Annotated in this window: 22 protein-coding genes; 19 read left to right on the top strand and 3 right to left on the bottom strand. The window is 62.3% G+C overall.

What is annotated here, in order from left to right; all coding sequences use genetic code 11:
* The first annotated feature begins 6 nt into the window (after nucleotides 1-6).
* The 12 genes from AB1462_RS28695 to AB1462_RS28640 all read left to right on the top strand — a co-directional run bounded on the left by AB1462_RS28695 (nucleotide 7) and on the right by AB1462_RS28640 (nucleotide 12,720).
* Nucleotides 7-807, top strand: coding sequence for a carbohydrate ABC transporter permease (locus AB1462_RS28695; protein WP_003174634.1), 801 nt, complete (start codon nucleotides 7-9; stop codon nucleotides 805-807).
* A 10-nt stretch (nucleotides 808-817) separates the two neighbouring features.
* Nucleotides 818-1,090 carry a DUF2160 domain-containing protein gene (locus AB1462_RS28690; protein WP_014718862.1) on the top strand — a complete coding sequence of 91 codons (273 nt, stop codon included), beginning with the start codon at nucleotides 818-820 and terminating at the stop codon, nucleotides 1,088-1,090.
* A gap of 32 nt (nucleotides 1,091-1,122) precedes the next feature.
* Nucleotides 1,123-2,865 carry an ABC transporter substrate-binding protein gene (locus AB1462_RS28685; protein ID WP_367248631.1) on the top strand — a complete coding sequence of 581 codons (1,743 nt, stop codon included), beginning with the start codon at nucleotides 1,123-1,125 and terminating at the stop codon, nucleotides 2,863-2,865.
* 1,215 nt (nucleotides 2,866-4,080) lie between these two features.
* Nucleotides 4,081-5,295, top strand: a complete 1,215-nt coding sequence (locus AB1462_RS28680) for a methyl-accepting chemotaxis protein (RefSeq protein WP_367248629.1) — start codon at nucleotides 4,081-4,083, stop codon at nucleotides 5,293-5,295.
* A 9-nt stretch (nucleotides 5,296-5,304) separates the two neighbouring features.
* Nucleotides 5,305-5,673 carry a response regulator gene (locus AB1462_RS28675; RefSeq protein ID WP_065873103.1) on the top strand — a complete coding sequence of 123 codons (369 nt, stop codon included), beginning with the start codon at nucleotides 5,305-5,307 and terminating at the stop codon, nucleotides 5,671-5,673.
* A gap of 23 nt (nucleotides 5,674-5,696) precedes the next feature.
* Nucleotides 5,697-5,984 (top strand): lipid asymmetry maintenance protein MlaB, encoded by a 288-nt coding sequence (locus tag AB1462_RS28670; protein WP_090402926.1) that lies wholly within the window; start codon nucleotides 5,697-5,699, stop codon nucleotides 5,982-5,984.
* 41 nt (nucleotides 5,985-6,025) lie between these two features.
* Nucleotides 6,026-8,062 (top strand): chemotaxis protein CheA, encoded by a 2,037-nt coding sequence (locus tag AB1462_RS28665; RefSeq protein WP_259195031.1) that lies wholly within the window; start codon nucleotides 6,026-6,028, stop codon nucleotides 8,060-8,062.
* Between the two features lie 30 nt (nucleotides 8,063-8,092).
* Nucleotides 8,093-9,751: a methyl-accepting chemotaxis protein gene (locus AB1462_RS28660; RefSeq protein ID WP_090402930.1), complete on the top strand. Its 1,659-nt coding sequence runs from the start codon at nucleotides 8,093-8,095 to the stop codon at nucleotides 9,749-9,751.
* 35 nt (nucleotides 9,752-9,786) lie between these two features.
* Nucleotides 9,787-10,326: a chemotaxis protein CheW gene (locus AB1462_RS28655; protein WP_090402932.1), complete on the top strand. Its 540-nt coding sequence runs from the start codon at nucleotides 9,787-9,789 to the stop codon at nucleotides 10,324-10,326.
* Between the two features lie 9 nt (nucleotides 10,327-10,335).
* Nucleotides 10,336-11,145, top strand: a complete 810-nt coding sequence (locus AB1462_RS28650) for a protein-glutamate O-methyltransferase CheR (protein WP_315338383.1) — start codon at nucleotides 10,336-10,338, stop codon at nucleotides 11,143-11,145.
* Nucleotides 11,142-11,675: a chemoreceptor glutamine deamidase CheD gene (cheD, locus tag AB1462_RS28645; RefSeq protein WP_259195029.1), complete on the top strand. Its 534-nt coding sequence runs from the start codon at nucleotides 11,142-11,144 to the stop codon at nucleotides 11,673-11,675. The genes AB1462_RS28650 and cheD overlap by 4 nt, the downstream gene beginning before the upstream one ends.
* Nucleotides 11,638-12,720, top strand: a complete 1,083-nt coding sequence (locus tag AB1462_RS28640) for a chemotaxis response regulator protein-glutamate methylesterase (RefSeq protein ID WP_259195028.1) — start codon at nucleotides 11,638-11,640, stop codon at nucleotides 12,718-12,720. The genes cheD and AB1462_RS28640 overlap by 38 nt, the downstream gene beginning before the upstream one ends.
* 20 nt (nucleotides 12,721-12,740) lie before the next feature.
* On the opposite strand, the gene AB1462_RS28635 is transcribed toward AB1462_RS28640, so the two are convergent.
* Entirely contained in the window at nucleotides 12,741-13,628 is an 888-nt protein-coding gene (locus AB1462_RS28635; RefSeq protein ID WP_315338389.1) for an AraC family transcriptional regulator, read from the bottom strand.
* A gap of 138 nt (nucleotides 13,629-13,766) precedes the next feature.
* On the opposite strand from AB1462_RS28635, the gene AB1462_RS28630 reads away from it, so the two are divergent.
* The 5 genes from AB1462_RS28630 (at nucleotide 13,767) to AB1462_RS28610 (ending at nucleotide 18,455) form a co-directional block, all read left to right on the top strand.
* Entirely contained in the window at nucleotides 13,767-14,510 is a 744-nt protein-coding gene (locus AB1462_RS28630; protein ID WP_090402941.1) for an SDR family oxidoreductase, read from the top strand.
* A gap of 16 nt (nucleotides 14,511-14,526) precedes the next feature.
* A complete protein-coding gene (locus AB1462_RS28625; protein ID WP_090402943.1) occupies nucleotides 14,527-14,928 on the top strand; it encodes a VOC family protein in 402 nt (133 codons plus the stop codon).
* Nucleotides 14,925-15,902 (top strand): trans-acting enoyl reductase family protein, encoded by a 978-nt coding sequence (locus AB1462_RS28620; protein WP_090402945.1) that lies wholly within the window; start codon nucleotides 14,925-14,927, stop codon nucleotides 15,900-15,902. The genes AB1462_RS28625 and AB1462_RS28620 overlap by 4 nt, the downstream gene beginning before the upstream one ends.
* Nucleotides 15,903-16,125: 223 nt before the next feature.
* Nucleotides 16,126-17,499, top strand: coding sequence for an iron-containing redox enzyme family protein (locus tag AB1462_RS28615; protein ID WP_367248625.1), 1,374 nt, complete (start codon nucleotides 16,126-16,128; stop codon nucleotides 17,497-17,499).
* 11 nt (nucleotides 17,500-17,510) lie between these two features.
* The gene (locus tag AB1462_RS28610; RefSeq protein ID WP_090402946.1) at nucleotides 17,511-18,455 is read left to right on the top strand and encodes a class I SAM-dependent methyltransferase; all 945 of its coding nucleotides are present in this window, start codon (nucleotides 17,511-17,513) and stop codon (nucleotides 18,453-18,455) included.
* 143 nt (nucleotides 18,456-18,598) lie between these two features.
* Here AB1462_RS28610 and AB1462_RS28605 read toward each other — a convergent pair whose 3' ends face one another.
* Nucleotides 18,599-19,030 (bottom strand): hypothetical protein, encoded by a 432-nt coding sequence (locus AB1462_RS28605; RefSeq protein WP_090402948.1) that lies wholly within the window; start codon nucleotides 19,028-19,030, stop codon nucleotides 18,599-18,601.
* Between the two features lie 165 nt (nucleotides 19,031-19,195).
* On the opposite strand from AB1462_RS28605, the gene AB1462_RS28600 reads away from it, so the two are divergent.
* Nucleotides 19,196-20,197, top strand: a complete 1,002-nt coding sequence (locus AB1462_RS28600) for an ABC transporter substrate-binding protein (RefSeq protein ID WP_367248624.1) — start codon at nucleotides 19,196-19,198, stop codon at nucleotides 20,195-20,197.
* Between the two features lie 109 nt (nucleotides 20,198-20,306).
* Here AB1462_RS28600 and AB1462_RS28595 read toward each other — a convergent pair whose 3' ends face one another.
* The gene (locus tag AB1462_RS28595; protein ID WP_074847098.1) at nucleotides 20,307-21,095 is read right to left on the bottom strand and encodes a helix-turn-helix domain-containing protein; all 789 of its coding nucleotides are present in this window, start codon (nucleotides 21,093-21,095) and stop codon (nucleotides 20,307-20,309) included.
* 84 nt (nucleotides 21,096-21,179) lie between these two features.
* Here AB1462_RS28595 and AB1462_RS28590 point away from each other — a divergent pair, with 84 nt between their 5' ends.
* The gene (locus AB1462_RS28590) at nucleotides 21,180-22,178 is read left to right on the top strand and encodes a bile acid:sodium symporter family protein (RefSeq protein ID WP_367248622.1); all 999 of its coding nucleotides are present in this window, start codon (nucleotides 21,180-21,182) and stop codon (nucleotides 22,176-22,178) included.
* Nucleotides 22,179-22,262: the final 84 nt, after the last annotated feature.

Raw genomic sequence — 22,262 nt, 5'->3', positions numbered from 1 at the left:
GCCAACATGAGCAAGCGCAAGGTTATTCCGCTGCTGATCTACATCCTGTTCCTGCTGGTGCCGATCTACTGGCTGCTGAACATGTCCTTCAAGAGCAACACCGAAATCCTCGGCGGGCTGACCCTGTTTCCGCAGGATTTCACCCTGGCCAACTACAAGGTGATCTTCACCGACCCGAGCTGGTACACCGGTTACCTCAACTCGCTGTACTACGTGAGCCTGAACACGGTGATTTCCCTGAGCGTGGCGTTGCCGGCAGCCTATGCCTTCTCGCGCTACCGCTTCCTGGGTGACAAGCACCTGTTTTTCTGGCTGCTGACCAACCGCATGGCGCCACCCGCAGTGTTCCTGCTGCCGTTTTTCCAGCTGTATTCGTCCATCGGCCTGTTCGATACGCACATCGCCGTGGCCCTGGCCCACTGCCTGTTCAACGTACCGCTGGCGGTGTGGATCCTGGAGGGCTTCATGTCCGGGGTGCCCAAGGAAATCGACGAAACTGCCTACATCGACGGCTACAGTTTTCCCAAGTTCTTCGTGAAGATTTTTATCCCGTTGATCGGCTCCGGCATCGGTGTGACGGCGTTTTTCTGCTTCATGTTTTCCTGGGTCGAGTTGCTGCTGGCGCGTACCCTGACCTCGGTCAACGCCAAGCCTATCGCGGCGGTGATGACCCGCACGGTGTCGGCGTCGGGGATCGATTGGGGCGTGCTGGCAGCGGCGGGGGTGTTGACCATCCTGCCCGGCATGCTGGTGATCTGGTTTGTTCGCAACCACGTGGCCAAGGGCTTTGCCCTGGGCCGGGTCTGAGGAGTCGATGATGGAATGGATGGCCTGGACCACCCCCACTGCACTGTTCTTTGGCGGCATTGCCCTGATTCTGGCGGGCATGACCACCTGGGAGCTGCGCTCGCCGAGCATCCCTCGGCGCGGCTTGCTACCGATCAGCACCACCCGTGGTGATCGCTTGTTTATCGGTCTTCTCGGCAGCGCCTACCTGCATTTGCTGGTGATCGGCGTTACCGACTGGAGCATCTGGGTAGCGTCCGCGCTCTCCCTGGTATGGCTGTTGAGTGTGATGCGTTGGGGCTAGTGCCCTTATGAATAAACAACCAGGAGGTCTCTATGTTGAATAAAAACAATAAGCTGCGACATAGCATTTCATTGGCCGCCGTACTGGCCCTCAGCGGTTTGAGCGCCACGGCCTGGGCCGATGCGTACGAAGATGCCGCGAAAAAATGGATCGGCAGCGAGTTCAAACCGTCCACGCTCACCGAAGCCCAGCAGCTCGAAGAGTTGAAGTGGTTTATCAAGGCGGCGGAACCGTTTCGTGGGATGAAGATCAACGTGGTGTCGGAAACCCTCACCACCCACGAGTACGAGTCCAAGGTGCTGGCCAAGGCCTTCAGTGAAATCACCGGCATCAAGCTGACCCACGACCTGCTGCAGGAAGGCGACGTGGTGGAGAAGCTGCAGACCCAGATGCAGTCCGACAAGAATATCTATGACGGCTGGGTCAACGATTCCGACTTGATCGGTACGCACTTTCGCTATGGCAAGACCGAATCCATTACCGACCTGATGGCCAACGAAGGCAAGGCCTTCACCTCGCCCACCCTGGATATCAAGGACTTTATCGGCATCTCCTTCACCACCGCGCCGGACGGCAAGGTCTACCAACTGCCCGACCAGCAATTCGCCAACCTCTATTGGTTCCGCGCCGACTGGTTCGAGCGTCCGGAGCTGAAAGCCAAGTTCAAGGAAAAATACGGCTATGAGCTGGGCGTGCCGGTGAACTGGTCGGCCTACGAAGACATCGCCAAATTCTTCAGTGAAGACGTCAAGGAAATCGACGGCAAGCGCATCTATGGGCACATGGACTACGGCAAGAAAGACCCGTCCCTGGGCTGGCGTTTCACCGATGCCTGGTTCTCCATGGCCGGTGGCGGCGACAAGGGCCTGCCCAACGGTTTGCCGGTGGACGAGTGGGGCATCCGCGTGGAGGACTGCCACCCGGTGGGCTCCAGCGTGACCCGTGGCGGTGACACCAACGGCCCTGCCGCGGTGTTCGCCACGCAGAAATACGTGGACTGGATGAAAGCCTACGCGCCACCGGAAGCGGCGGGCATGACCTTCTCCGAATCCGGCCCGGTGCCGTCCCAGGGCAACATCGCCCAGCAGATCTTCTGGTACACCGCGTTTACCGCCGATATGACCAAGCCGGGCCTGCCGGTGGTGAACGCCGACGGCACGCCGAAGTGGCGCATGGCGCCGTCGCCGGTCGGGCCGTATTGGGAAAAGGGCATGAAGAAGGGGTATCAGGACGTGGGTTCCTGGACGTTCCTCAAGTCGACGCCGGAGAAGCAGAAACTCGCGGCCTGGCTGTATGCGCAGTTCGTGACCTCGAAAACCGTGTCGCTGAAGAAAACCATCGTCGGCCTGACGCCGATTCGTGAGTCCGACATCAACTCACAGGCCATGACCGACATGGCGCCGAAACTCGGTGGCCTGGTGGAGTTCTACCGCAGCCCGGCGCGGGTCGAGTGGACCCCGACCGGCACCAACGTGCCGGACTACCCGCGCCTGGCGCAACTGTGGTGGAGCAACATCGCCGCCGCCGCCAGCGGCGAGAAAACCCCGCAACAGGCCCTCGACAACCTGGCCAAGGAGCAGGACGCGATCATGACGCGCCTGGAACGCTCCAAGGTGCAGCCGGTATGCGGCCCGAAAATGAACCCCGAGCGTGACGCGCAATACTGGTTCGACCAGCCGGGCGCGCCGAAACCGAAACTGGCCAACGAGAAACCAAAAGGCGAAACCGTGGCCTACGGCGACCTGCTCAAGCAGTGGGAGGCAGCGCGTAAGTAAACGTCCCCGGGCGTGGAACACAAAACGGCACCCAGGTGCCGTTTTGTTTTGTTGCAAACATAAAGCTGCTGCGCGCGTTAGTCAGGCAATCCTGAGTATGGGTAGCTTACTCTCGTGGAGGCCTTCGGGCCGACCATGTCGTTGGCTTTGACCGAGTACATATCCGTTGCTGCGGTAACGGCTGCCTATGGTTCCGCTCTTACAGCGGGTCACTTTTGGAAAGACCCAAAAGTAACCAAAAGGTCTTCGCCCCAACACTCGGCACCTCGCCTAGGCTCGGTGTGCCCTCACTCCGGCTTTGGAGCGTGGGCCGCCGCGATGGGCCATCCATGGCCCAGCGCGGCTAACCCGGCGTCCTGCCGGGTTACCCACGCTCCAAAGCCTGCGTTCGGCCAGCGTGTTTGACGGGGCGATTTGAGATCAAAAGCCAAAGCGCGGCGGCCTTAGAGCCGACCGGAGTTGGGTCTGGTGTACTGGGTTAAAAATGTGGGAGGGGGCTTGCCCCCGATAGCGATGAGTCAGTCAACCCAAGTATCACTGACCCACCCTCATCGGGGGCAAGTCGAATCGTCGCACCGCCCCTCCCACATTTGGATCTCCATCCAGCAGGTAGACCTCAGCCTGCTTTTGCTCTGCTTTTGCTCTGGCTTTTGATCTTGATCCTAGGCGCCCCGTTAACCACGCTGGCCGAACGCAGGCTTGAATCCGTGGGTAACCCGGCAGGACGCCGGGTTAGCCGTCCTGGGCCAAGGATGGCCCATGACGGCGGCCCACGGATTCAAGCCTTCGTTCGGGCATACCGAGCCTAGGCGAGGTACCGAGTGGTGGGGCAAGAGCCCTTTGGTTACTTTGGGGCTCTTTTCCAAAGTGACCCGCCGTAAGGGCGGAACCAATATCAGCCGTTACCGCAGCAACGGATATGTACTCGATAAAACCCAACGACATGGTCGGCCCAAAGGCCGCCACGGAACCAACCTCCCTCACCACAGCGAGATTTTTCAGCCTGAAAGACAGACTCGCTAGCCAGCGCTGCAACAACCCCCTGTTCCGTAAACCACCGCTGATCCTTCAGCAACAAGGCTCCAGGACTGCCAAGCCTGTCACCCACCGGTCATAAACCAGACGGAAGGCACCTAAGTCGCCTCAAGTTGCGAGGTACCGAGCAGATAATAACTAAGTCACCTACATCCGCAACAACGTTCAAGGATCGAACTCATGCCCCAGCGCCATTCCAGCAGCATGCCTCTTCCCGTTTATCCACGTTTTCGCTGGTTCGCTTTGATCCCGGTCGTGCCTGCCGTTTTGTGGATACTCGTGCAATCAACCTCGCCGGCCAATCTGTTGGCCTGCACAGTACTGGTGCTGATCGGCATCGGTGCCTGTGCCTGGAGCGCGGGTTCGCAGCGCAACGCCATGCTGCGAGCGATTGCGCGGGCGCAGGCGGATCAGTCAGAGGTGGACGCGGCGCACAACGGCATGGCCTCTCGTGCACAGCTCGATGAGGTATTGCTGGGCGCCATGCCGATCTGGGCCAAGCAGGTGGAAAGCTCGCGGCATCAGACCGAAGAAGCGATTGTGAGCCTGGCCAACCGTTTCACCGGGATCGCCGCACGATTGCAGGAAACGGTACAAGCCTCGCAGCACGCGGCCGGCGAACTGGATGGGCAGGCCGCCGACGGCGCGCTCGAGGTGCTGGCCCGCAGTGACAGCGAGCTGAGCCAGGTGATCAATTCGCTCAAGGCCACTCAAACCAGCCGTGACCAGACCCTGGCCCAGGTCCGCAGCCTTACCGCCTACACCGGCGAACTGCGCACCATGGCCGCCGATGTGGCGGCGATTGCCGCACAAACCAACCTGCTGGCCCTCAACGCAGCCATCGAGGCGGCGCGGGCCGGTGAGGCCGGGCGCGGCTTCGCGGTGGTGGCCGATGCGGTGCGCAGCCTGTCGAGCAAATCCAGTGAAACCGGCCAGCAGATGTCGGCCAAGGTCGACATCATCAATAACGCCATTACTCAATTGGTGCAGGCCGCGTCCAGCAATGCCGACCAGGACAGTCATTCAGTGGCCGAGTCCGAAAACAGTATTCAAGTGGTGCTCGAACGCTTCCAGAACATCACCGGGCGTTTGGCCGAATCCGCTGACCTGCTCAAGCAGGAAAGCTACGGCATCCGGGATGAGATGACTGAGGTGTTGGTCAACCTGCAGTTCCAGGACCGGGTCAGCCAGATCCTCAGCCACGTGCGAGACAACATGCACGCCCTGCATGACCACCTCCTGCAGGCCAGCCAGGCCCCGGACCAGGCGGTGGCCGTCGACGCCCGCCAATGGCTGGCGCGCATGGAAGCCACCTATGCCACCGACGAGCAACGGCGCCTCCATCGTGGCGAAGCGGCCGTGCAGCAGAATTCTCAAGACATTACTTTCTTTTAGGAGCACATCATGGCGAAGAATGTATTAGTGGTCGACGACTCCAGCAGCGTGCGGCAGGTGGTCGGCATTGCCTTGAAAAGCGCCGGTTACGACGTTATCGAGGCCAGCGACGGCAAGGATGCCCTGGGTAAGCTGACCGGGCAGAAAGTGCACCTGATCATCAGCGACGTGAACATGCCCAACATGGACGGCATCACCTTCGTCAAGGAGGTCAAGAAGCTGGCCAACTACAAGTTCACCCCGATCATCATGCTGACCACCGAATCCCAGGAGTCGAAGAAGGCCGAGGGCCAGGCCGCCGGCGCCAAGGCGTGGGTGGTCAAGCCGTTCCAGCCGGCGCAGATGTTGGCAGCGGTGTCTAAACTGATCCTGCCCTGATCCCCGGCGCCAGGGAGGCTCCCATGCCGATAAGCACTGAAACAGTCGACGACACTGCCCGCGTGTGCATTGACGGCGAGCTTACGATCTACACCGTAGCGGAACTGGCGGGTGCGTTGCTGCCGCAGATAGGCGCGGCACCCCGCCTGGAGTTGGACCTGTCGCAGGTCACGGAAATGGATGGCGCCGGCCTGCAGTTGCTCGCCGTCATCGGGCGTGAAGCCGGCATCGCCGGTACAGCCTTGAGCGTGACCGGCCAGAGCCAGGTGGTTATGCAGGCGCTCCAACTGTGTCGCAGCGCGGCTTCATAGTCAGCGCTTCCCACGTTTTTTGATCGACAAGGAAAGTCCCGGTGAGCATCAATCTCGATCAGGCACAGCAGACATTTATCGTAGAGGCGCGCGAGCTGTTGCAGGCCATGGAGCAATCCCTGCTGCAACTGGAAAGCGAGCCCGGCGACCAGGATGCCATCGGCGCGATTTTCCGCGCCGCGCACACCATCAAGGGTTCGGCGGGCCTTTTCGGTCTGGCGTCGATCGTGGGGTTCACGCATATCGTCGAAGACGTGCTTGACCGCCTGCGCGAAGGCAATGTGGCGGTGGACGCCGCATTGATCGCGCTGCTGCTCAAGTGCGGCGACCACATGCTCGAACTGGTCGAAGTGGTCGCCAACCGCGGTGAGGTGCCGACGCCTGCCGCGCTGGAGCGCGGTGAGGCATTGCGCGAGGCACTGAGTGCCTATCAGCCGATGCGAACCGCCACTGCCAGCGTCGAAACCGTCGAGGTGGCCGACGACGCGGCGGTCGAAGTGCTCTGGCACATCTCCCTGCGCTTCGGCGTGGACGTGTTCCGTAATGGCATGGACCCACTGTCATTCCTGCGCTACCTCGAGACCTTGGGGCAGGTGATGCAGGTCCTCACCCTGACCGATAGCATCCCGCCAATCGACAGCTGGGACCCGGAAAGCTGCTACCTGGGGTTCGAGATCGAGCTGCGCTCCACGGCCAGCCACGCCACCCTCAACGAAGTGTTCGACTTCGTGCGTGACGACTGTGAAGTGCACATCAGTGCTGTCGACGAAACGCCCGACAACACGGCGGCCATGGCTGACGACCGGGGCACGCAGGCAGAGCCCGGCCTTGTGAGCGCCGCACCGCAGCGTCCGGCAGCCAGCGAGGCGAAAAATCGCGACGGCAATTACGTGCGCGTCAACGCCGACAAGCTCGACGAGTTGATCAACCTGGTCGGCGAGCTGGTCATCGCCAGCGCCGGCGCGAACCTGCTGGCCCGTTCCAGTAACAACGACCCCTTGCAAGAGGCCGCCTCGACGGTATCGGGGCTGGTCGAAGAGATCCTCGATGGCGCCCTGCATTTGCGCATGATCCCCATCGGCGACACGTTCAACCGCTTCCGCCGCGTGGTGCGCGATATCAGTCAGGAGCTGGGCAAGGACATCGAACTGATCATCAGCGGCGCGGAAACCGAACTGGACAAGACCGTGGTCGAGAAGATCGGCGATCCGCTGATGCACCTGCTGCGCAACGCCATGGACCACGGTATCGAAAGCGCCGATGCGCGGCGTGCGGCCGGCAAGTCGGCCAAGGGCCATCTGAGTCTCAATGCCTACCATGACTCGGGGAGCATCGTCATCGAGATCGCCGACGACGGCGCCGGGCTCAACCGCGAACGCATCCTGCAAAAGGCCCAGGAACGCGGGCTGGTGGCCAGCGGCGCGGTGCTCACCGACCAGGAGATCTATAACCTGATCTTCGAGGCGGGGTTCTCCACCGCCGAGGCGGTGACCAACCTGTCCGGGCGCGGCGTCGGCATGGACGTGGTCAAGCGCAATATCACCTTGTTGCGCGGCACCGTCGACCTCGACAGCCGTCCCGGCCAGGGCACCGTGGTGCGCATTCGCCTGCCGCTGACCCTGGCGATCATCAATGGGTTCCTGGTCGGCATCGACCAATCCACCTACGTGATTCCGCTGGACATGGTCCAGGAATGTATCGAGCTGGATCAACACCAGCGCCAGTCCAGCCGCGACACGGGCTATCTGGACCTGCGTGGCGAGGTGTTGCCGCTGGTGCACCTGCGTGACCACTTCAGCCATGAGGGCCCCGTGGCCCGACGCCAGAATGTGGTGGTGGTGCGCTACGCCGAGCATAAGGCCGGGCTGGTGGTGGATGACCTGCTCGGTGAGTTCCAGACCGTGATCAAACCCCTGGGCAAGTTGTTTGGCGCACTGCGTGGCATCAGCGGCTCGACCATATTGGGCAGCGGCGCGGTGGCCCTGATCCTGGATGTACCGGCACTGCTCAACCAAATCGTACAACTGGAAGCCCGCACGCCCCAGGCGCCTCAATCGCCGTCGGTCGTCGCTCGCTGACGTCTTTGCAATTCCATGGAGGTTCCCCCGATGAAATGGTTCTACGATCTAAAAATTTCCACCAAGTTGATCTGCTCATTCCTGGTGGTTTTGGCGCTCACTGCGGGCATGGGCGGCTTCGCCATCCTTCAGCTCGGTGCCGTGAACCAGGCCGCCCAGGACATCAAGGGCAACTGGATGCCCTCCATGCGCGCAGCAGCCGGCATGCGTTTTTTTGCCGCCAGCTATCGCTTGAAAGAAAATCGCCACATCGGTACCGATATTGCCGAGGAAAAGGCCCAGGCCGAACGCGAAGCCGCCGAAGTGCGCCAACAGTTCGAAACCCGCATGGGTACCTACGAGCAATTGCTGTCGAATGATGAAGATCGGCAGCTCCTGACCAGCGTCAAAAGCGCTTGGGACGCCTACCTTGCAAGCAGCAAGCAGGTGCTTGAGTTTTCCCGGCAGAACCAGGAAGACCAGGCGCGCGGTTTGCTCAGGGGAGAGTCCAAGGGGCATTTCGATGAGATGACCGCCCGCCTGCAGAAAATGGTCGAGCTCAATGACGCCGGTGCGACTGCTGCGGGTGACAAGGGCTCGGCGCTGTATGAAAGCGCCCGCCTGTCGATCATCGCGGTACTGGTCGCGGCCCTGTTGATCGGCCTGGGCCTGGCGATATTCATCGCACGGATCATTTCCCGTCCGTTGCGCCAGGCCGCGAGCGCCGCCGAGCAATTGGCCGAAGGCAACCTTAACGCGCACATCGAGCCCGGAGGGAAAGATGAAACCGGCATGGTGCTCAACGCCATGCGCAACATGGTCGGCAAGCTGGCACATATCATCGGTGAAGTGCGCAATGCCGCCGATAACCTGGCCAGTGCCTCCGAGGAGGTCAGCGCCACCGCGCAATCGATGAGCCAGGCCACCAGTGAACAGGCCGCCAGCGTCGAGGAAACCAGTGCGTCGGTCGAGCAGATGAGCGCCAGCATCAACCAGAACACCGAAAACGCCAAGGTCACCGATGGCATGGCCAGCAAGGCCGCCAAGGAAGCCACCGAGGGCGGCGAATCGGTCCAGCAGACGGTGGTGGCGATGAAGAAAATCGCCCAGCGCATCAGCATCATCGATGACATCGCCTACCAGACCAATCTGCTCGCGCTCAATGCCGCCATCGAGGCCGCTCGGGCCGGCGAGCACGGCAAGGGGTTCGCCGTGGTAGCCGCCGAAGTGCGCAAGCTGGCCGAACGCAGCCAGGTAGCCGCCCAGGAAATCGGTGAACTGTCCTCCAGCAGCGTGGACATGGCCGAGAAAGCCGGCAAGTTGCTCGACGAAATGGTGCCTTCCATCAACAAGACGTCCGACCTTGTGCAGGAAATCAGCGCCGCGTCCGAGGAACAGGCCGCCGGTGTCGCGCAGATCAACACGGCGATGACCCAGCTCAACCAGGTGACCCAGCAAAATGCCTCGAGCAGCGAGGAACTGGCGGCCACGGCCGAAGAAATGAGCAGCCAGGCCGAGCAACTGCAACAGGCCATGAGCTTCTTCGTGCTGGATTCAGCGCCCAAGGCCGCGGTTCAAAACAGCAGCGTGGACAGCCCTGGCAGCAAGCCCAACCGTCAGGTGCCACGTCCAAAACCACCGGCGCAGCGCAAGGCGTTCGCCTACACCATGGCCAGTGCCCCGGACGAAGCGGATTTCACCCGCTTCTGATCGCACGATCAATACGGCCTACTAGGGAGAGTGACATGGGCGCAGTAATGACGACTCGGCAGACCGCGGTGGCGGTAGATGAGGATGCGCAGTACCTGACCTTCATGCTCGGCGGCGAAATGTTCGCCATCGGCATTCTGGGGATCAAGGAAATTATCGAATACGGCAGCCTGACCGTGGTGCCGATGATGCCCGCTTTCGTGCGCGGGGTGATCAACCTGCGCGGCGCGGTGGTGCCGGTGGTGGACCTGTCGGCACGCTTTGGGCGGGCCAACTCGGCGATCACTCGGCGCTCCTGCGTGGTCATCATCGAAGCGCGTAGCGAAAATGGCCAGCCCCAGGACATCGGGCTGCTGGTCGATACGGTGTCTGCCGTGCAAGAAATCCCGGCCACGCAAATCGAGCCGCCGCCCAGTTTCGGCGCGCGCATTCGCGCTGATTTCATCAGCGGCATGGCCAAGGTCGACGGCAAGTTCGTGATCGTGCTGGAGGTGGACAAGGTGCTGTCCATCGATGAGATGTCCAGCCTCGCCGAGGGTGGCCAGGCGCCGGCCCTCGACCTCGACCCGCGTTGAGGCCAGACCATGCCAGACACCGCCTCCATCGATGATCGTGAATTCGGTCAGTTCCAGACCTGGCTGTACCGCGCGGCCGGTATCAACCTGTCGCCGGCCAAGAAAGCCCTGGTGGCCGGGCGCCTGTTCAAACGCCTCAAGCACTATGAGCTGCAGAGCTATGGTGAGTATTTCAAGCTGATCATGAATGGTGAGCGCAAGGGCGAACTGCAGGTTGCGCTGGATTTGCTGACCACCAACGAAACCTATTTTTTTCGCGAGCCCAAGCACTTCGAGTTCCTGCGTCAGCAGGTGCTGCCCCATGCCGCGCCGGGCAAGGTGTTTCGCGTGTGGAGCGCGGCCAGTTCCTCGGGCGAAGAGCCCTACAGCCTGGCGATGACCCTGGCCGAAAGCCTTGGCAGCACGCCCTGGGAAGTGACCGGCTCGGACATCAGCACCCAAGTGCTGGCCAAGGCGCGCACTGGCCATTACTCCATGGAACGCACCGAGACATTGCCCCAGCCGCTGCTGACCAAATACTGCCTCAAGGGCATTGGCCGCCAGGAGGGCACCTTCCTGATCGACAAGGCCTTGCGTAACCGCGTCAAATTTGTCCAGGTCAACCTCAACGAAGCGCTGCCCGCCCTGGGGGAATTCGAGGTGATCTTCCTGCGCAACGTGATGATTTATTTCGATCAGCAAACCAAGAGCCAGGTGGTCGCGCGCCTGCTGCCGCTGCTCAAGCCCGGCGGCTACTTGATCATCAGTCACTCGGAAAGCCTCCACGGCGTCAATGACACCTTGAAACTGGTGGCGCCGTCGATTTATCGCAAGCCATGAAAAAGCCTGTCGGTACGGCCGAAGTGGTCTTGGCACCTGGGCAGGTCAGCTTTGCGACGCGGTCGACGCGCCTGCGCACCTTGCTCGGTTCCTGCGTGGCGATCACGTTTTGGCACCCGCAACGGCTGATCGGCGGCATGTGTCACTTCATGCTGCCGGGGCGCCTGCGCGACCATCAGCCCCTGGATGGCCGATATGCCGACGAAGCCCTGGAACTGCTGCTGCGCCACGCCGAGGGCAATGGCACGCATGCACGGGATTACCAGGTCAAGTTGTTCGGCGGCGGCAAGATGTTTCCCGAGCAGCAGCGCCGCCTGCCAACGCAGGACGTGGCCAGCCTGAATATTCGCGCGGCGCTGGACCTGGCTGAGCACTATCACCTGCACCTGACGGCCCAGGACATGGGCAGTACCGGTTACCGCACGATCATGTTCGACCTGTGGAACGGCAACGTCTGGGTCCGGCACCAACCAATGGGAATACTTCAACAAGATGCCTACCAAAAAAATCAGTGTGCTGCTCGTCGATGATTCGGCCGTGGTGCGCCAGGTACTGCTGGCGATTCTCAGCGATACGCCGGATATCCACGTCATGGGCGCCGCCTCCGACCCGATTTTCGCCATGGACAAGCTCGCCCGGGAATGGCCGGATGTGATCGTGCTGGACGTAGAAATGCCGCGCATGGACGGCATCACCTTTCTCAAGAAAATCATGAGCGAGCGGCCGACGCCGGTGGTGATCTGTTCCTCGCTGACCCAGAAAGGCGCGGAAACCTCCCTGCAGGCGCTGTCGGCGGGCGCTGTGGAAATCATCACCAAGCCCTCCACCGGGTTGAAGAGTTTCCTGATCGAGTCGGCGGCCGAGTTGGTGGCAGCGATCCGCGCCGCAGCGAACTCCAACGTCAGGAACCTGGGCAAGCGCAGCGCCAGCCCGGCGCCGTCACTGGCACCGGCCAGCAAGCTCACCGCCGATGCGATCCTGCCCGCCGCCAATGGCCATGCCATGGCGCAGACCACCGAGCGTATCGTCGCCATCGGCACGTCTACCGGCGGTACGCAAGCGTTGGAGGCAGTACTGACGGCATTGCCGAGGGTGTGCCCAGGCATGGTGATCGTGCAGCACATGCCAGAAAAATTCACCGCCTCGTTTGCCGAGCGCCTCAACAGCGTGTGCGAGATCGAGGTGCGCGAAGCGCGCAACAACGACCGCATCCTGCCAGGCCTGGCGCTGATCGCCCCAGGCGGTAAGCACCTGATGGTCACCCGCAGCGGCGCCTATTATCACGCCCAGGTCATTGATGGACCGTTGGTCAACCGGCACCGGCCATCAGTGGATGTGCTGTTTCGCTCGGTGGCCAAGTTCGCCGGCAGGAACGCCACCGGCATTATCATGACCGGCATGGGCGACGACGGCGCGCGCGGACTCAAGGAGATGCTCGAGGCCGGAGCCGCCACGGTGGCCCAGGACGAGGCCAGTTGCGTGGTGTTCGGCATGCCCAAGGAAGCCATCAAGCTCAACGCGGCCCAGCGCATCATGGCGCTGGAGGATATCCATCAGGCGATCTTGTATAAGTGAAGTTGAGCGCTGGCCGGTGTTCACTGTCCTTTGCTCTGTGCCAGGATCCGCGCCGTGTCCCGCGCCGGTGGCAGCCCGAACACGCGCGCATAATCACGGCTGAACTGGGTCGCGCTTTCATACCCCACTTCAAACGCAGCCTTGGTCACGCTGCTCGCGCTGGCCAACATCAACATGCGCGCGTTTAACAGGCGCACGCGTTTCTGGTACTGCAACGGGCTCAAGTTGGTCACCGCCTTGAAGTGCCGGTGAAAGGCCGAAACACTCATCACCGCCTTCTGTGCCAAGGCCTCCACCCGGATCGGTTCGGCATAGTCCCGGCGTATCCACTGGATCGCCTGGCTGACCCGCGCCAGGGCGGTATCCGGCGCGGCGATTTCCCGCAGCATCCAGCCATGGGGACCTTGCAGCACGTGGTAGAGAATTTCCCGCTCATACACCGGCGCCAAGGCCGCGATGGCCACCGGGTCGCCCATCAGGCGCAGCATGCGCACCCAGGCGTCCATCAACGCAGGCGTCACCGTCGCCACTGAAAACCCCGCGTCCTGTTTTCCGCGACCGCTTGGCGCGGGCAGGTCATTGAGCAAGGTGGTGAGCACCGCCGGGTCCAGGGTCAGGCTGACCGCCAGGTAGGGTTCGCCCGTACTCGCCGGGTTGACCACGCCCACGGCGGGCAACTCGATGGACATCACAAAATACGTCGCCGGGTCGTAATGGAGCGTGCGGTCACCCACCGTCAGGGATTTGCTGCCCTGCAGGATCAGGTTGATCATCGGGTCATACACCGCCGCGAGCATATGCTCAGGAATCTCGCCCTGAACCATCGCCACCCGCGGGATACCGGTCTCGGTGCGGCGGTTTTCGGCCTTGGCGGCCAGGGTGCGCAGTTCGATCAATTGAGTATTCATGCTGGCCATGCTGTGCCTTCCTGCAGACCTTGCGCAAGCAAAAAGCAGAAACAGGCAGGATTGGAGTAGGAACGGCTGCGTCACAGGGGAGGGCGGTGGCTATTGTGGTCACTCGACTTTTCGACAGTGGAGCAAGCCATGAGCGTTATCGTGATTACCGGAGGCAGCCGTGGTATCGGCGCCAGCACCGCCGAACTGTGTGCCCGCCAAGGTCACGGCGTGATCCTCACTTACAACCGCAACCCCGAGGCGGCACGTGCGGTGGTCAGGCGCATCGAGTCGGCCGGCGGCAAAGCGGCGGCGCTGCAACTGGACGTCAGCGCTACCGGCACATTCGCAGCGTTCCGTGACGCCGTGGTGCAGACCCTGCGTACCACCTGGGGCGCGAACACCCTGGGCGGGCTGGTCAACAATGCCGGCTATGGCCTGTTCAACCCGCTTGAAAGCGTGACCGAAGCGCAATTCGACGGCCTGTTCAACGTCCATCTCAAGGGCCCGTTCTTCCTCACCCAGACCCTGCTGCCGCTGCTGGAAGAACACGCCAGCATCGTCAACCTCACCAGCGCCACCACCCGCGTCGCTACCGCCGGCGTGGCGCCGTATGCCGCGTTCAAGGGTGGCCTTGACGTGCTCACCCGCTACATGGCCAAGGAATTCGGCGAACGCCGTATCCGTGCCAACGCGGTGTCACCCGGCGCCATCCGCACCGAACTGGGCGGTGGCTTGAACGATGAGTTCGAAGCGCTGCTGGCCGGGCAAACCGCCCTCGGCCGTGTAGGCGAACCGGAAGACGTGGCACGGGTTATCGCCATGCTGCTGTCGGAAGAAGGTCGCTGGATCAATGCCCAGACAATTGAGGTCGCGGGCGGCTACATCATTTGAATCGCGAGGCTACAGCATGCTTGATCATCTCTTTCTTTCAGTCAGCGACATCCCGCGTTCCGTGGGTTTCTACACCGCCGCGCTGACGCCCCTGGGCATCACCGCTCGTCATGACTTCGATGGCAAGGACGGGCCTGCCGGTCACCCGGATCTCAAAGGGTTCGGAGCCCATGGCCGCATGTTTTTCTGGCTGCGCGAGGGTGTCGTTGAAGGCCGTTCGGTGCATGTGGGGTTCGTCGCCAGCAGCCGTGCCGAGGTCGACGCCGCCTATGCCGCCGCCCTGGCCCATGGCGCCCGCGATAACGGCGCGCCCGGCGCACGCTTGCACTACGACCCCAATTACTACGCCGCCAACGTACTGGACCCGGACGGGTACAGCCTCGAATTCGTCTACAAGAACTGGCAGCACACCCTATGAAGACCTTGATGATCTACGGCGCCACCGGCTATACCGGGCGCATGGCCGCCGAACACGCCAAAAAACTGGGCCTGGACCTGGTGATCGCCGGGCGCAATGCGGAAAGACTGGCGCCACTCGCGGCCCAACTCGACGTGCAATACCGCGTCTTCACCGCGCAGGCACCTACCGCTGAGGCCCTGGACGGTATCGATGTGCTGCTCAATGTCGCCGGGCCCTTCGCGCACACGGCGGGCACATTGATGCAGGCCTGTATCAAGGCCGGGGTCGATTACCTGGATATCACCGCCGAGATCAACGTCTATCGCTTGGCCGAACAACTCGGCACCGACGCCGCCGCAGCCGGCGTCATGTTGCTGCCCGGTGTTGGCTGGGACGTCGTGCCCACCGACTGCCTGGCCATGCACGTCGCCCAGCGCGTACGGCAGCCCCAATCGCTGCGCATCGCCCTGCAAGTGCCGGGCTCGATGTCTCGAGGCTCGGCGCTGAGCGTTGGCGAAATCATCGGCGCGGGCGTTATGGCAAGGGTCGACGGCCAACTGATCGCGACCCCGGACGCCCAGCCCCAGCTATTGGACTTTGGCGATGGCCCGGTGCTGTGCGCGCCGCTGTCCTTCGGCGACCTGGTGACCGCCTGGCATTCCACCGCGATCCCGGATATTGCGATGTTCGTGCACATCAGTGGCGACGCCTTCCCCGAGGGTGACCTGTCGCAACTGCCCGACGGCCCCACGCAGGGCGAGCGTGACGCCCATCGCGCCCGCGCCATCGCCGAAGTGACCGGCGCGGATGGCAGCGTGGCGCGCTCGGTGATCGAGACCGTCAATGGCTACAGCTACACGCCCCTCGCCGCAGTAGAAGCCGCGCGACGGGTGCTTGGCGGCGAGCGCCGTAGCGGCTTTGAAAGCCCCGCACACCTGTTTGGCGTGGGCTTTGCCCAGACGATTGCAGGCACCCGCATCCTCGATTTCTAACCTCCAGGCAGTGCCGGTGGGCGTCTAGACCTTGAACCTTGGGTTATCCGTGCCTCGGGTGGCGTGGGCTACCAGCGACCACTGATCCGCACCCGCACAACCCCGATTGAATTTTCCGCATGCCCGCAGGTTCTGCATTTTAGACGCGTGTGGTGTTGAGCGCGCTTGCGGGGCCTCCATGTCGGGAGGCCTGGTTGTATCGGACTTTGCGGAAACTGCCATCATGACGCTTCTTACAGCGCTGTCGGGCCAGCCGGCCTCCATCACACAACCGGGTCAGTACCAGCGGTTGTACCAACAACTGTATGGCGAAACCGCCGGCGCTGAAGAGGCTGCGCGGGCATTTGTTCGCGCGCAATTGGCGCACGTGCGCGCCGCACCCAGTGAGCTGCCCCCGATACCTGAACAACTGCCTGCCTGGATCGAACAGCGCTGCGCCGACGTTGCCCAGGCCTATGCCGATTACCTTGAGCAACGCCAGCAGGGCCGGCCGCGTCGCTACTTCCAGAATAAAGCCCATGCGTTGTATTTCCTCCAGCGTGTGGCGCCGACCAAACAGGTCGACGGTGCCTGGCTCAATGGCCTGCTGCGCTATTGGTACGACCCACGCTTCGACGGCTTGCTCACCACCTATCTCGAGGAGTTGGGCGATGGTGAAGCGGCGCAAAACCATGTGGTGATCTACCGCAAATTACTCAGCGAGCATGATGCCGACAGCGACGCCGGCCTTGAGGACGACCATTACCTGCAAGGTGCCCTGCAACTGGCGCTGGGCCTGTGCGCCGACGACTTCCTGCCGGAGGTCATCGGCTACAACCTGGGCTATGAGCAGCTGCCGTTGCACCTGCTCATCACCGCGTATGAGTTGAGCGAACTGGGCATCGACCCGTATTACTTCACCCTCCACGTCACCATCGACAACGCCAGCAGCGGCCACGCCTGCAAGGCCGCGCAATCGGTGTTGAACCTGCTGCCATTGGGCGAGGGCAGGGAAGACTTCTACCGCCGGGTGGCCGAGGGTTATCGCCTGAATGACCTCGGCCCGGGGACCAACGCCGTTATCCACCCCTTCAACCTGCAGGACGAAGTGGTTGCCATGCTTGAGCGCAAGCGCACCTTCGGCCAGCACATGCATTCGGACTACTGCCGCTTTGAAGGCAAGACCGTCAACCAATGGCTGGCCCAGCCAGGGCAGATCGGCGCGTTTCTCCAGGCCCTGGAAGACAAGGGCTGGATCAAGCGCAACCAGGATCCGGCCGAGAGTCGCTTCTGGCAATTGATCGAAGGCGCGGGCGCGGCGATGTTCGGCGTGTTCAGCGGTTATGAGAAACAGCTGCTGCGCGATTGGATCGCGGGCGAGTGGATCAGCGCTCAACGCGTGGCGCCAGTAAGGCCAGGACGCGGCAGCCGCTTCTCCCGCGAGCAGCACCGCCCGGTCGACCCGGACACCCAGGCGTTGGTGGATTCGCTGTGGAACCTGCCCGATGAGCAGCAGCTCAATGGGCTGATCCCGTGGCTGTCGGCGCGACGTCACTGTACGCCCGCCGGGCTGTATGCCACTCGCCGCTTTATCCAACTGCGTGCGCGCCTGCGCTAAGGAATTCGCCCATGTCTGCACAACAACTCGCCGACCGCGCCCTGCTGAACCTGGGGCGAGGCTTGAAGGAAAGTCGCTACCGGTTCATTACGCCAACGCCCTTGACCCATGAACGGTTTTTTCAGCGTATGGGGACGCCGCTGGCGAGGGACCTGCGCGATGTATTCGGCTGGTCGTTGCCGTTTGACGGCGAGCTGTTGCCCGAGGCGTTTCGTGAGGAGCTGCAGCAGGCCGATGTAGTCGAAAAACACGCTGCGCTGTGGCGCAGTGCGGTGCGTTGGTCGAGCCTGGACGACCTGCTGTTTGCCCACTCGGCGTACCCCACCACCCAAGCGGACGCGGTGTTTTTCGGGCCTGACAGCTATCGGTTTGCGCACCTGATCGAAGCCCATTTGCAACAGCGCTTCGAGCCGATCAAGCGCGCCGTCGACATCGGCTGCGGCGCCGGTGTAGGCGCGTTGGTGGTCGCCCGGGCGCGGCCTGACGCCGAGGTGCTGGCGGTGGACATCAACCCGCGCGCCCTGCGCCTGACGGCGGTGAATGCAGAGCTGGCCGGACTGGCGAACGTCACCGCGTACCACAGCGATGTGCTGGGCAGCGTCGAAGGGACGTTCGACCTGATCGTCGCCAACCCGCCTTATATGAATGACGATCGCCAGCGTGCCTACCGGCATGGTGGCGGGGCACTGGGCGAGCAACTGTCGGTGCGCATCACCGCCGAATCCCTTGGGCGCCTGGCCCTGGGCGGCAGCCTGGTGCTCTACACCGGCGTGGCGATTGTCGCCGGGGAAGACCCGTTCCTGGCCGCCGTCAAGCCGTTGCTGGGCAGCGATGCGTTTGGTTGGACCTACCGCGAGCTGGACCCCGATGTGTTCGGCGAAGAACTGGCCAAGCCCGGCTATGAGCGTGTGGAGCGGATCGCAGTGGTGGCACTCACCGTCACCCGTTTGCGCTGACGCTCATCTATCCCCCGTAGCAGCTGCCGAGCGCAAGCGAGGCTGTGTCAGGCGCGCTGCCGATTCAGGTTCTAGTCGCGGCCGACGCAGCCTCGCTTGGGCTCGACAGCTGCTACGCGACGATTTGATTCAGGGAGAAGGCGTCAGGCCGTGGCTTGTGGCTGCAGGTGCAACTCGCCGTCCACGTCCTTGGCCAAACCACTGGCCAGAAACAGTGGCGCCAGGCGCTTGTGCAATTGCGGTTCGACAAACTCCTTCACCGTCTCCAGCGCCAGCGCGCCACTCGAAGGCAGCTCGGCCTTGGTGTACGACAACCAGGCCTTTTTCAGTGCCATCAACACATCACTGCCCGCCGTGGAGGCAAAGCGGCGCTGGGTCGGTTTGCCGTCGAAGCTGAACGTGTGCTGGAACGCGTAACCGGCTTCGTCACCACCACTGGCGACGCAACGTATGCAGGTGCACGCGCCATCGCCGAAGGCGCTGCGCAGGTAGCTGTTGAAGTCCACCACGGGCTTGAGTGACAGGCGCTTATCCACCTCGAACAGGTCCCCGGTCATTTTTTCGTCAGTGTTCAACGTGCATTTCCTCGCAGTGTGCGGCTGTTTTTTCAAAGCGCGGCACAATACCAGCCGCGCGCCGTTTTGGGGGTATTTGCATAACAATAGACCCCGATATTCTTTTGCTGTCTAAAAAACCGCAGCTACGCTCCATCACCTTCTCGAAAACGCGGCAGATTCCCCATGACTTTCAAGCGTTCCTCCCTGACTCTTTTGGCCGCCGCCAGCGCGTTGCTCAGCCACGGCGCCCAGGCCGAGGGCAAGATCAGCATCGCCCAGCAATTCGGTATCGGCTACCTGATCCTCGATGTGGTGCGTGACCAGCACCTGATCGAAAAACACGGCAAGGCCCAGAGCCTGGACATCCAGGTCGAATGGAACAGCATTTCCGGCGCCACCGCCATGAATGAATCGCTGCTGGCCGGTGCCCTGGATGTGGTGTCGGCCGGTGTGCCGCCGATGCTCACCCTGTGGGACCGTACCAAGGGCAAGCAGAACGTCAAGGCCATCGCCTCCTTAGGCTCAATGCCCAACTACCTGCTGACCAACAACCCCAAGGTGAAGACCCTCAAGGACTTCAGCGAGAAAGACCGCATCGCCGTGCCCGCCGCTGGCGTGGGTTTCCAGTCGCGCACTTTGCAGATCGAAACCGCCAAGCAGTTCGGCGATGCCAACTACAAGAAGTTCGATGACATCTCCATCAGCCTGGCGCACCCCGACGCCACCGCCGCGTTGATTGCCGGTGGTTCGGAGATCAACGCGCACTTCTCCAGCCCGCCGTTCCAGTACCAGGAACTGTTGAACCCCAACGTGCACAAGGTGCTCAGTTCCTACGACATCCTCGGCGGCCCGGCGACGTTCAACGTGCTGTACACCACGCAGAAATTCCACGACGAAAACCCCAAGACCTACCAGGCGTTCTACGCCGCGTTGGCCGAAGCCGAGCAGATCATCAAGGCCGACAAGCCCGCAGCGGCCAAGGCGTACATCCGCGTAGAACAGTCGAAGCTGCCATTGGACCTGGTGGAAAAAATCGTCCAGGACCCGGAAATCGACTTCACCATCGTGCCGCAGCGTACCTATATCTATGCCGAGAAATTGCAGGAATTGGGCGTACTGAAAAACAAGGCGGCGAGCTGGAAGGACTACTTTTTCGAAGAGGCTCATGGCGGTAACGGCAGCTGAACGTCGATCCCCATTGGAAATACGCTCAACTTTGTGGGAGGGGGCTTGCCCTAATACCGGTCAGTTAAGGAGGAACACTGTAACTGTGGCGCGTTCAGCGTTTGAAGTGTCAGCGGAAGAACTCACCCGGCGTGGCATCGAACTGCTGCCGAAACGCGTTGATAAACGCCGAGGTGGACTCATAGCCACAGTTCAACGCCACATCCGTGACCCGCTCGCCTTGCTCCAGGGCGGGCAGGGCGCTCAGTAACCTTAAACGCTGGCGCCAGGCCCGAAACGTCAGGCCGGTGTCACGCAAGAACAACCGGCTCAGCGTCTTCTCACTCACCCCCAGCTTCTGGCTCCAGTGCCCCAGGGTGGTCTGCTGTTCCGGGTGCAGGTTCAGGCTGCGATAGATTTGCCGCAGGCGCGGGTCCAGCGGCAAGGGCAGCATCAGGTCCACCTGGGGCGCTGCCGCTAACTGGTCCAGCACCACCTGGGCCAAGCGCCCATCCGGGCCATCCTCGGCATATTCCACCGGCAGCTCGCTGAAACTGCGGATCAACTCGCGCAGCAGGCTGCTTACCTCCAGCACCTGGCAGCGCTCTGCGGCCCAGGCGGTGACGCTGCAATCAAGGTACAGGCTGCGCATCTCGGTATGGGGCGAGCTGTACACCCGATGCGGCATGCCCGCCGGGATCCACACCGCCCGCTGGGGCGGCGCGACGAAGCGGCCGGCGCTGGTCTGGATCTCCAGCACCCCGGAAATCGCGTAGGACAATTGCACCCACGGGTGGCTGTGCCGACGGGTCAGCGCGCGGTTGGGCAGCGATTCAGTGCGCCCATACACCGGCCGTGGCAGGCTGGAAAGCCCAGGCACACTGCGGCGCACGGTATTGGCATGTCCTTTAGGCGGCATTTACTGGCTCATTGGCGTTAGTCGGTAACAAGCCGTTACGTTAGAGTCGCGATGACGCTCTTGGCAACCCCGGAAGATTCGCTTATGACTCGCCCCCGTTTTCTGCCCGACAACTTCACCCTGACCCTGATCGCCACGGTGATCCTCGCCTCCCTGCTGCCCGCCAGCGGCCAGACCGCCGTGGCCTTCGGCTGGGTCACCAACCTGGCCATCGCGCTGCTGTTTTTCCTGCACGGCGCCAAGCTGTCGCGCCAGGCCATCGTCGCCGGTGCTGGCCACTGGCGCCTGCACCTGCTGGTGTTCAGCCTGACCTTTGTGCTGTTCCCACTACTGGGCCTGGCGCTCAAACCGCTGTTGTCGCCGCTGATCGGTAAAGACCTGTACATGGGCATGCTCTACCTCTGCGCCTTGCCGGCCACGGTGCAATCGGCAATTGCCTTCACCTCGCTGGCGCGCGGCAACATCCCGGCGGCGATCTGCAGCGCGGCGGCCTCCAGCCTGTTCGGCATCTTCCTGACGCCGTTGCTGGTGACGCTGTTGCTCAATGTGCACGGCGAAGGCAGCTCCACGGTCGATGCGATCCTGAAAATCAGCGTGCAACTGCTGCTGCCGTTCATTGCCGGGCAGATCGCCCGCCGCTGGATCGGTGCGTGGGTGGGGCGCAATAAAGCCTGGCTGAAGTTCGTCGACCAGGGCTCGATCCTGCTGGTGGTGTACGGCGCGTTCAGTGAAGCGGTCAACGAAGGCATCTGGCACCAGATCCCGCTGTGGGAACTGGGCGGTCTGGTGGTGGCCTGCTGCGTGTTGCTGGCGCTGGTGTTGGTGGCGTCCACCGTGCTGGGCAAGGCCTTTGGTTTTAACCAGGAAGACCGCATCACCATCCTGTTCTGCGGTTCGAAGAAAAGCCTGGCCACTGGCGTGCCGATGGCCCAGGTGCTGTTCGCCGGGGCGAGCATGGGCGTGCTGATTTTGCCGTTGATGCTGTTTCACCAGATCCAGTTGATGGTCTGTGCGGCGTTGGCGCAGCGTTATGCCAAGCGGCCGGAGTCAATCCCGGAACTGATGGCACAGGTGGATCCTTGAAGGTCCGTGTTACTATTTTTCCGCGCTGCTCAAGGGCTGGCATTGGGCCGCCTTGACCCGCGCGGAAACCGAGTACGACGACCT

The sequence above is a fragment of the Pseudomonas sp. SB113 genome, from assembly GCF_040754745.1.
Classification (GTDB): domain Bacteria; phylum Pseudomonadota; class Gammaproteobacteria; order Pseudomonadales; family Pseudomonadaceae; genus Aquipseudomonas; species Aquipseudomonas grimontii.
This window is presented reverse-complemented; position numbering and strand designations above follow the sequence as displayed.

Bases quoted from the DNA above. Each gene is read 5' to 3' on its own strand.
- AB1462_RS28695 (WP_003174634.1), top strand. From the start codon at position 7: ATGAGCAAGCGCAAGGTTATTCCGCTGCTGATCTACATCCTGTTCCTG.
- AB1462_RS28690 (WP_014718862.1), top strand. From the start codon at position 818: ATGGAATGGATGGCCTGGACCACCCCCACTGCACTGTTCTTTGGCGGC.
- AB1462_RS28685 (WP_367248631.1), top strand. From the start codon at position 1,123: ATGTTGAATAAAAACAATAAGCTGCGACATAGCATTTCATTGGCCGCC.
- AB1462_RS28680 (WP_367248629.1), top strand. From the start codon at position 4,081: ATGCCCCAGCGCCATTCCAGCAGCATGCCTCTTCCCGTTTATCCACGT.
- AB1462_RS28675 (WP_065873103.1), top strand. From the start codon at position 5,305: ATGGCGAAGAATGTATTAGTGGTCGACGACTCCAGCAGCGTGCGGCAG.
- AB1462_RS28670 (WP_090402926.1), top strand. From the start codon at position 5,697: ATGCCGATAAGCACTGAAACAGTCGACGACACTGCCCGCGTGTGCATT.
- AB1462_RS28660 (WP_090402930.1), top strand. From the start codon at position 8,093: ATGAAATGGTTCTACGATCTAAAAATTTCCACCAAGTTGATCTGCTCA.
- AB1462_RS28655 (WP_090402932.1), top strand. From the start codon at position 9,787: ATGGGCGCAGTAATGACGACTCGGCAGACCGCGGTGGCGGTAGATGAG.
- AB1462_RS28650 (WP_315338383.1), top strand. From the start codon at position 10,336: ATGCCAGACACCGCCTCCATCGATGATCGTGAATTCGGTCAGTTCCAG.
- cheD (WP_259195029.1), top strand. From the start codon at position 11,142: ATGAAAAAGCCTGTCGGTACGGCCGAAGTGGTCTTGGCACCTGGGCAG.
- AB1462_RS28640 (WP_259195028.1), top strand. From the start codon at position 11,638: ATGCCTACCAAAAAAATCAGTGTGCTGCTCGTCGATGATTCGGCCGTG.
- AB1462_RS28635 (WP_315338389.1), bottom strand. From the start codon at position 13,628: ATGAATACTCAATTGATCGAACTGCGCACCCTGGCCGCCAAGGCCGAA.
- AB1462_RS28630 (WP_090402941.1), top strand. From the start codon at position 13,767: ATGAGCGTTATCGTGATTACCGGAGGCAGCCGTGGTATCGGCGCCAGC.
- AB1462_RS28625 (WP_090402943.1), top strand. From the start codon at position 14,527: ATGCTTGATCATCTCTTTCTTTCAGTCAGCGACATCCCGCGTTCCGTG.
- AB1462_RS28620 (WP_090402945.1), top strand. From the start codon at position 14,925: ATGAAGACCTTGATGATCTACGGCGCCACCGGCTATACCGGGCGCATG.
- AB1462_RS28615 (WP_367248625.1), top strand. From the start codon at position 16,126: ATGACGCTTCTTACAGCGCTGTCGGGCCAGCCGGCCTCCATCACACAA.
- AB1462_RS28610 (WP_090402946.1), top strand. From the start codon at position 17,511: ATGTCTGCACAACAACTCGCCGACCGCGCCCTGCTGAACCTGGGGCGA.
- AB1462_RS28600 (WP_367248624.1), top strand. From the start codon at position 19,196: ATGACTTTCAAGCGTTCCTCCCTGACTCTTTTGGCCGCCGCCAGCGCG.
- AB1462_RS28595 (WP_074847098.1), bottom strand. From the start codon at position 21,095: ATGCCGCCTAAAGGACATGCCAATACCGTGCGCCGCAGTGTGCCTGGG.
- AB1462_RS28590 (WP_367248622.1), top strand. From the start codon at position 21,180: ATGACTCGCCCCCGTTTTCTGCCCGACAACTTCACCCTGACCCTGATC.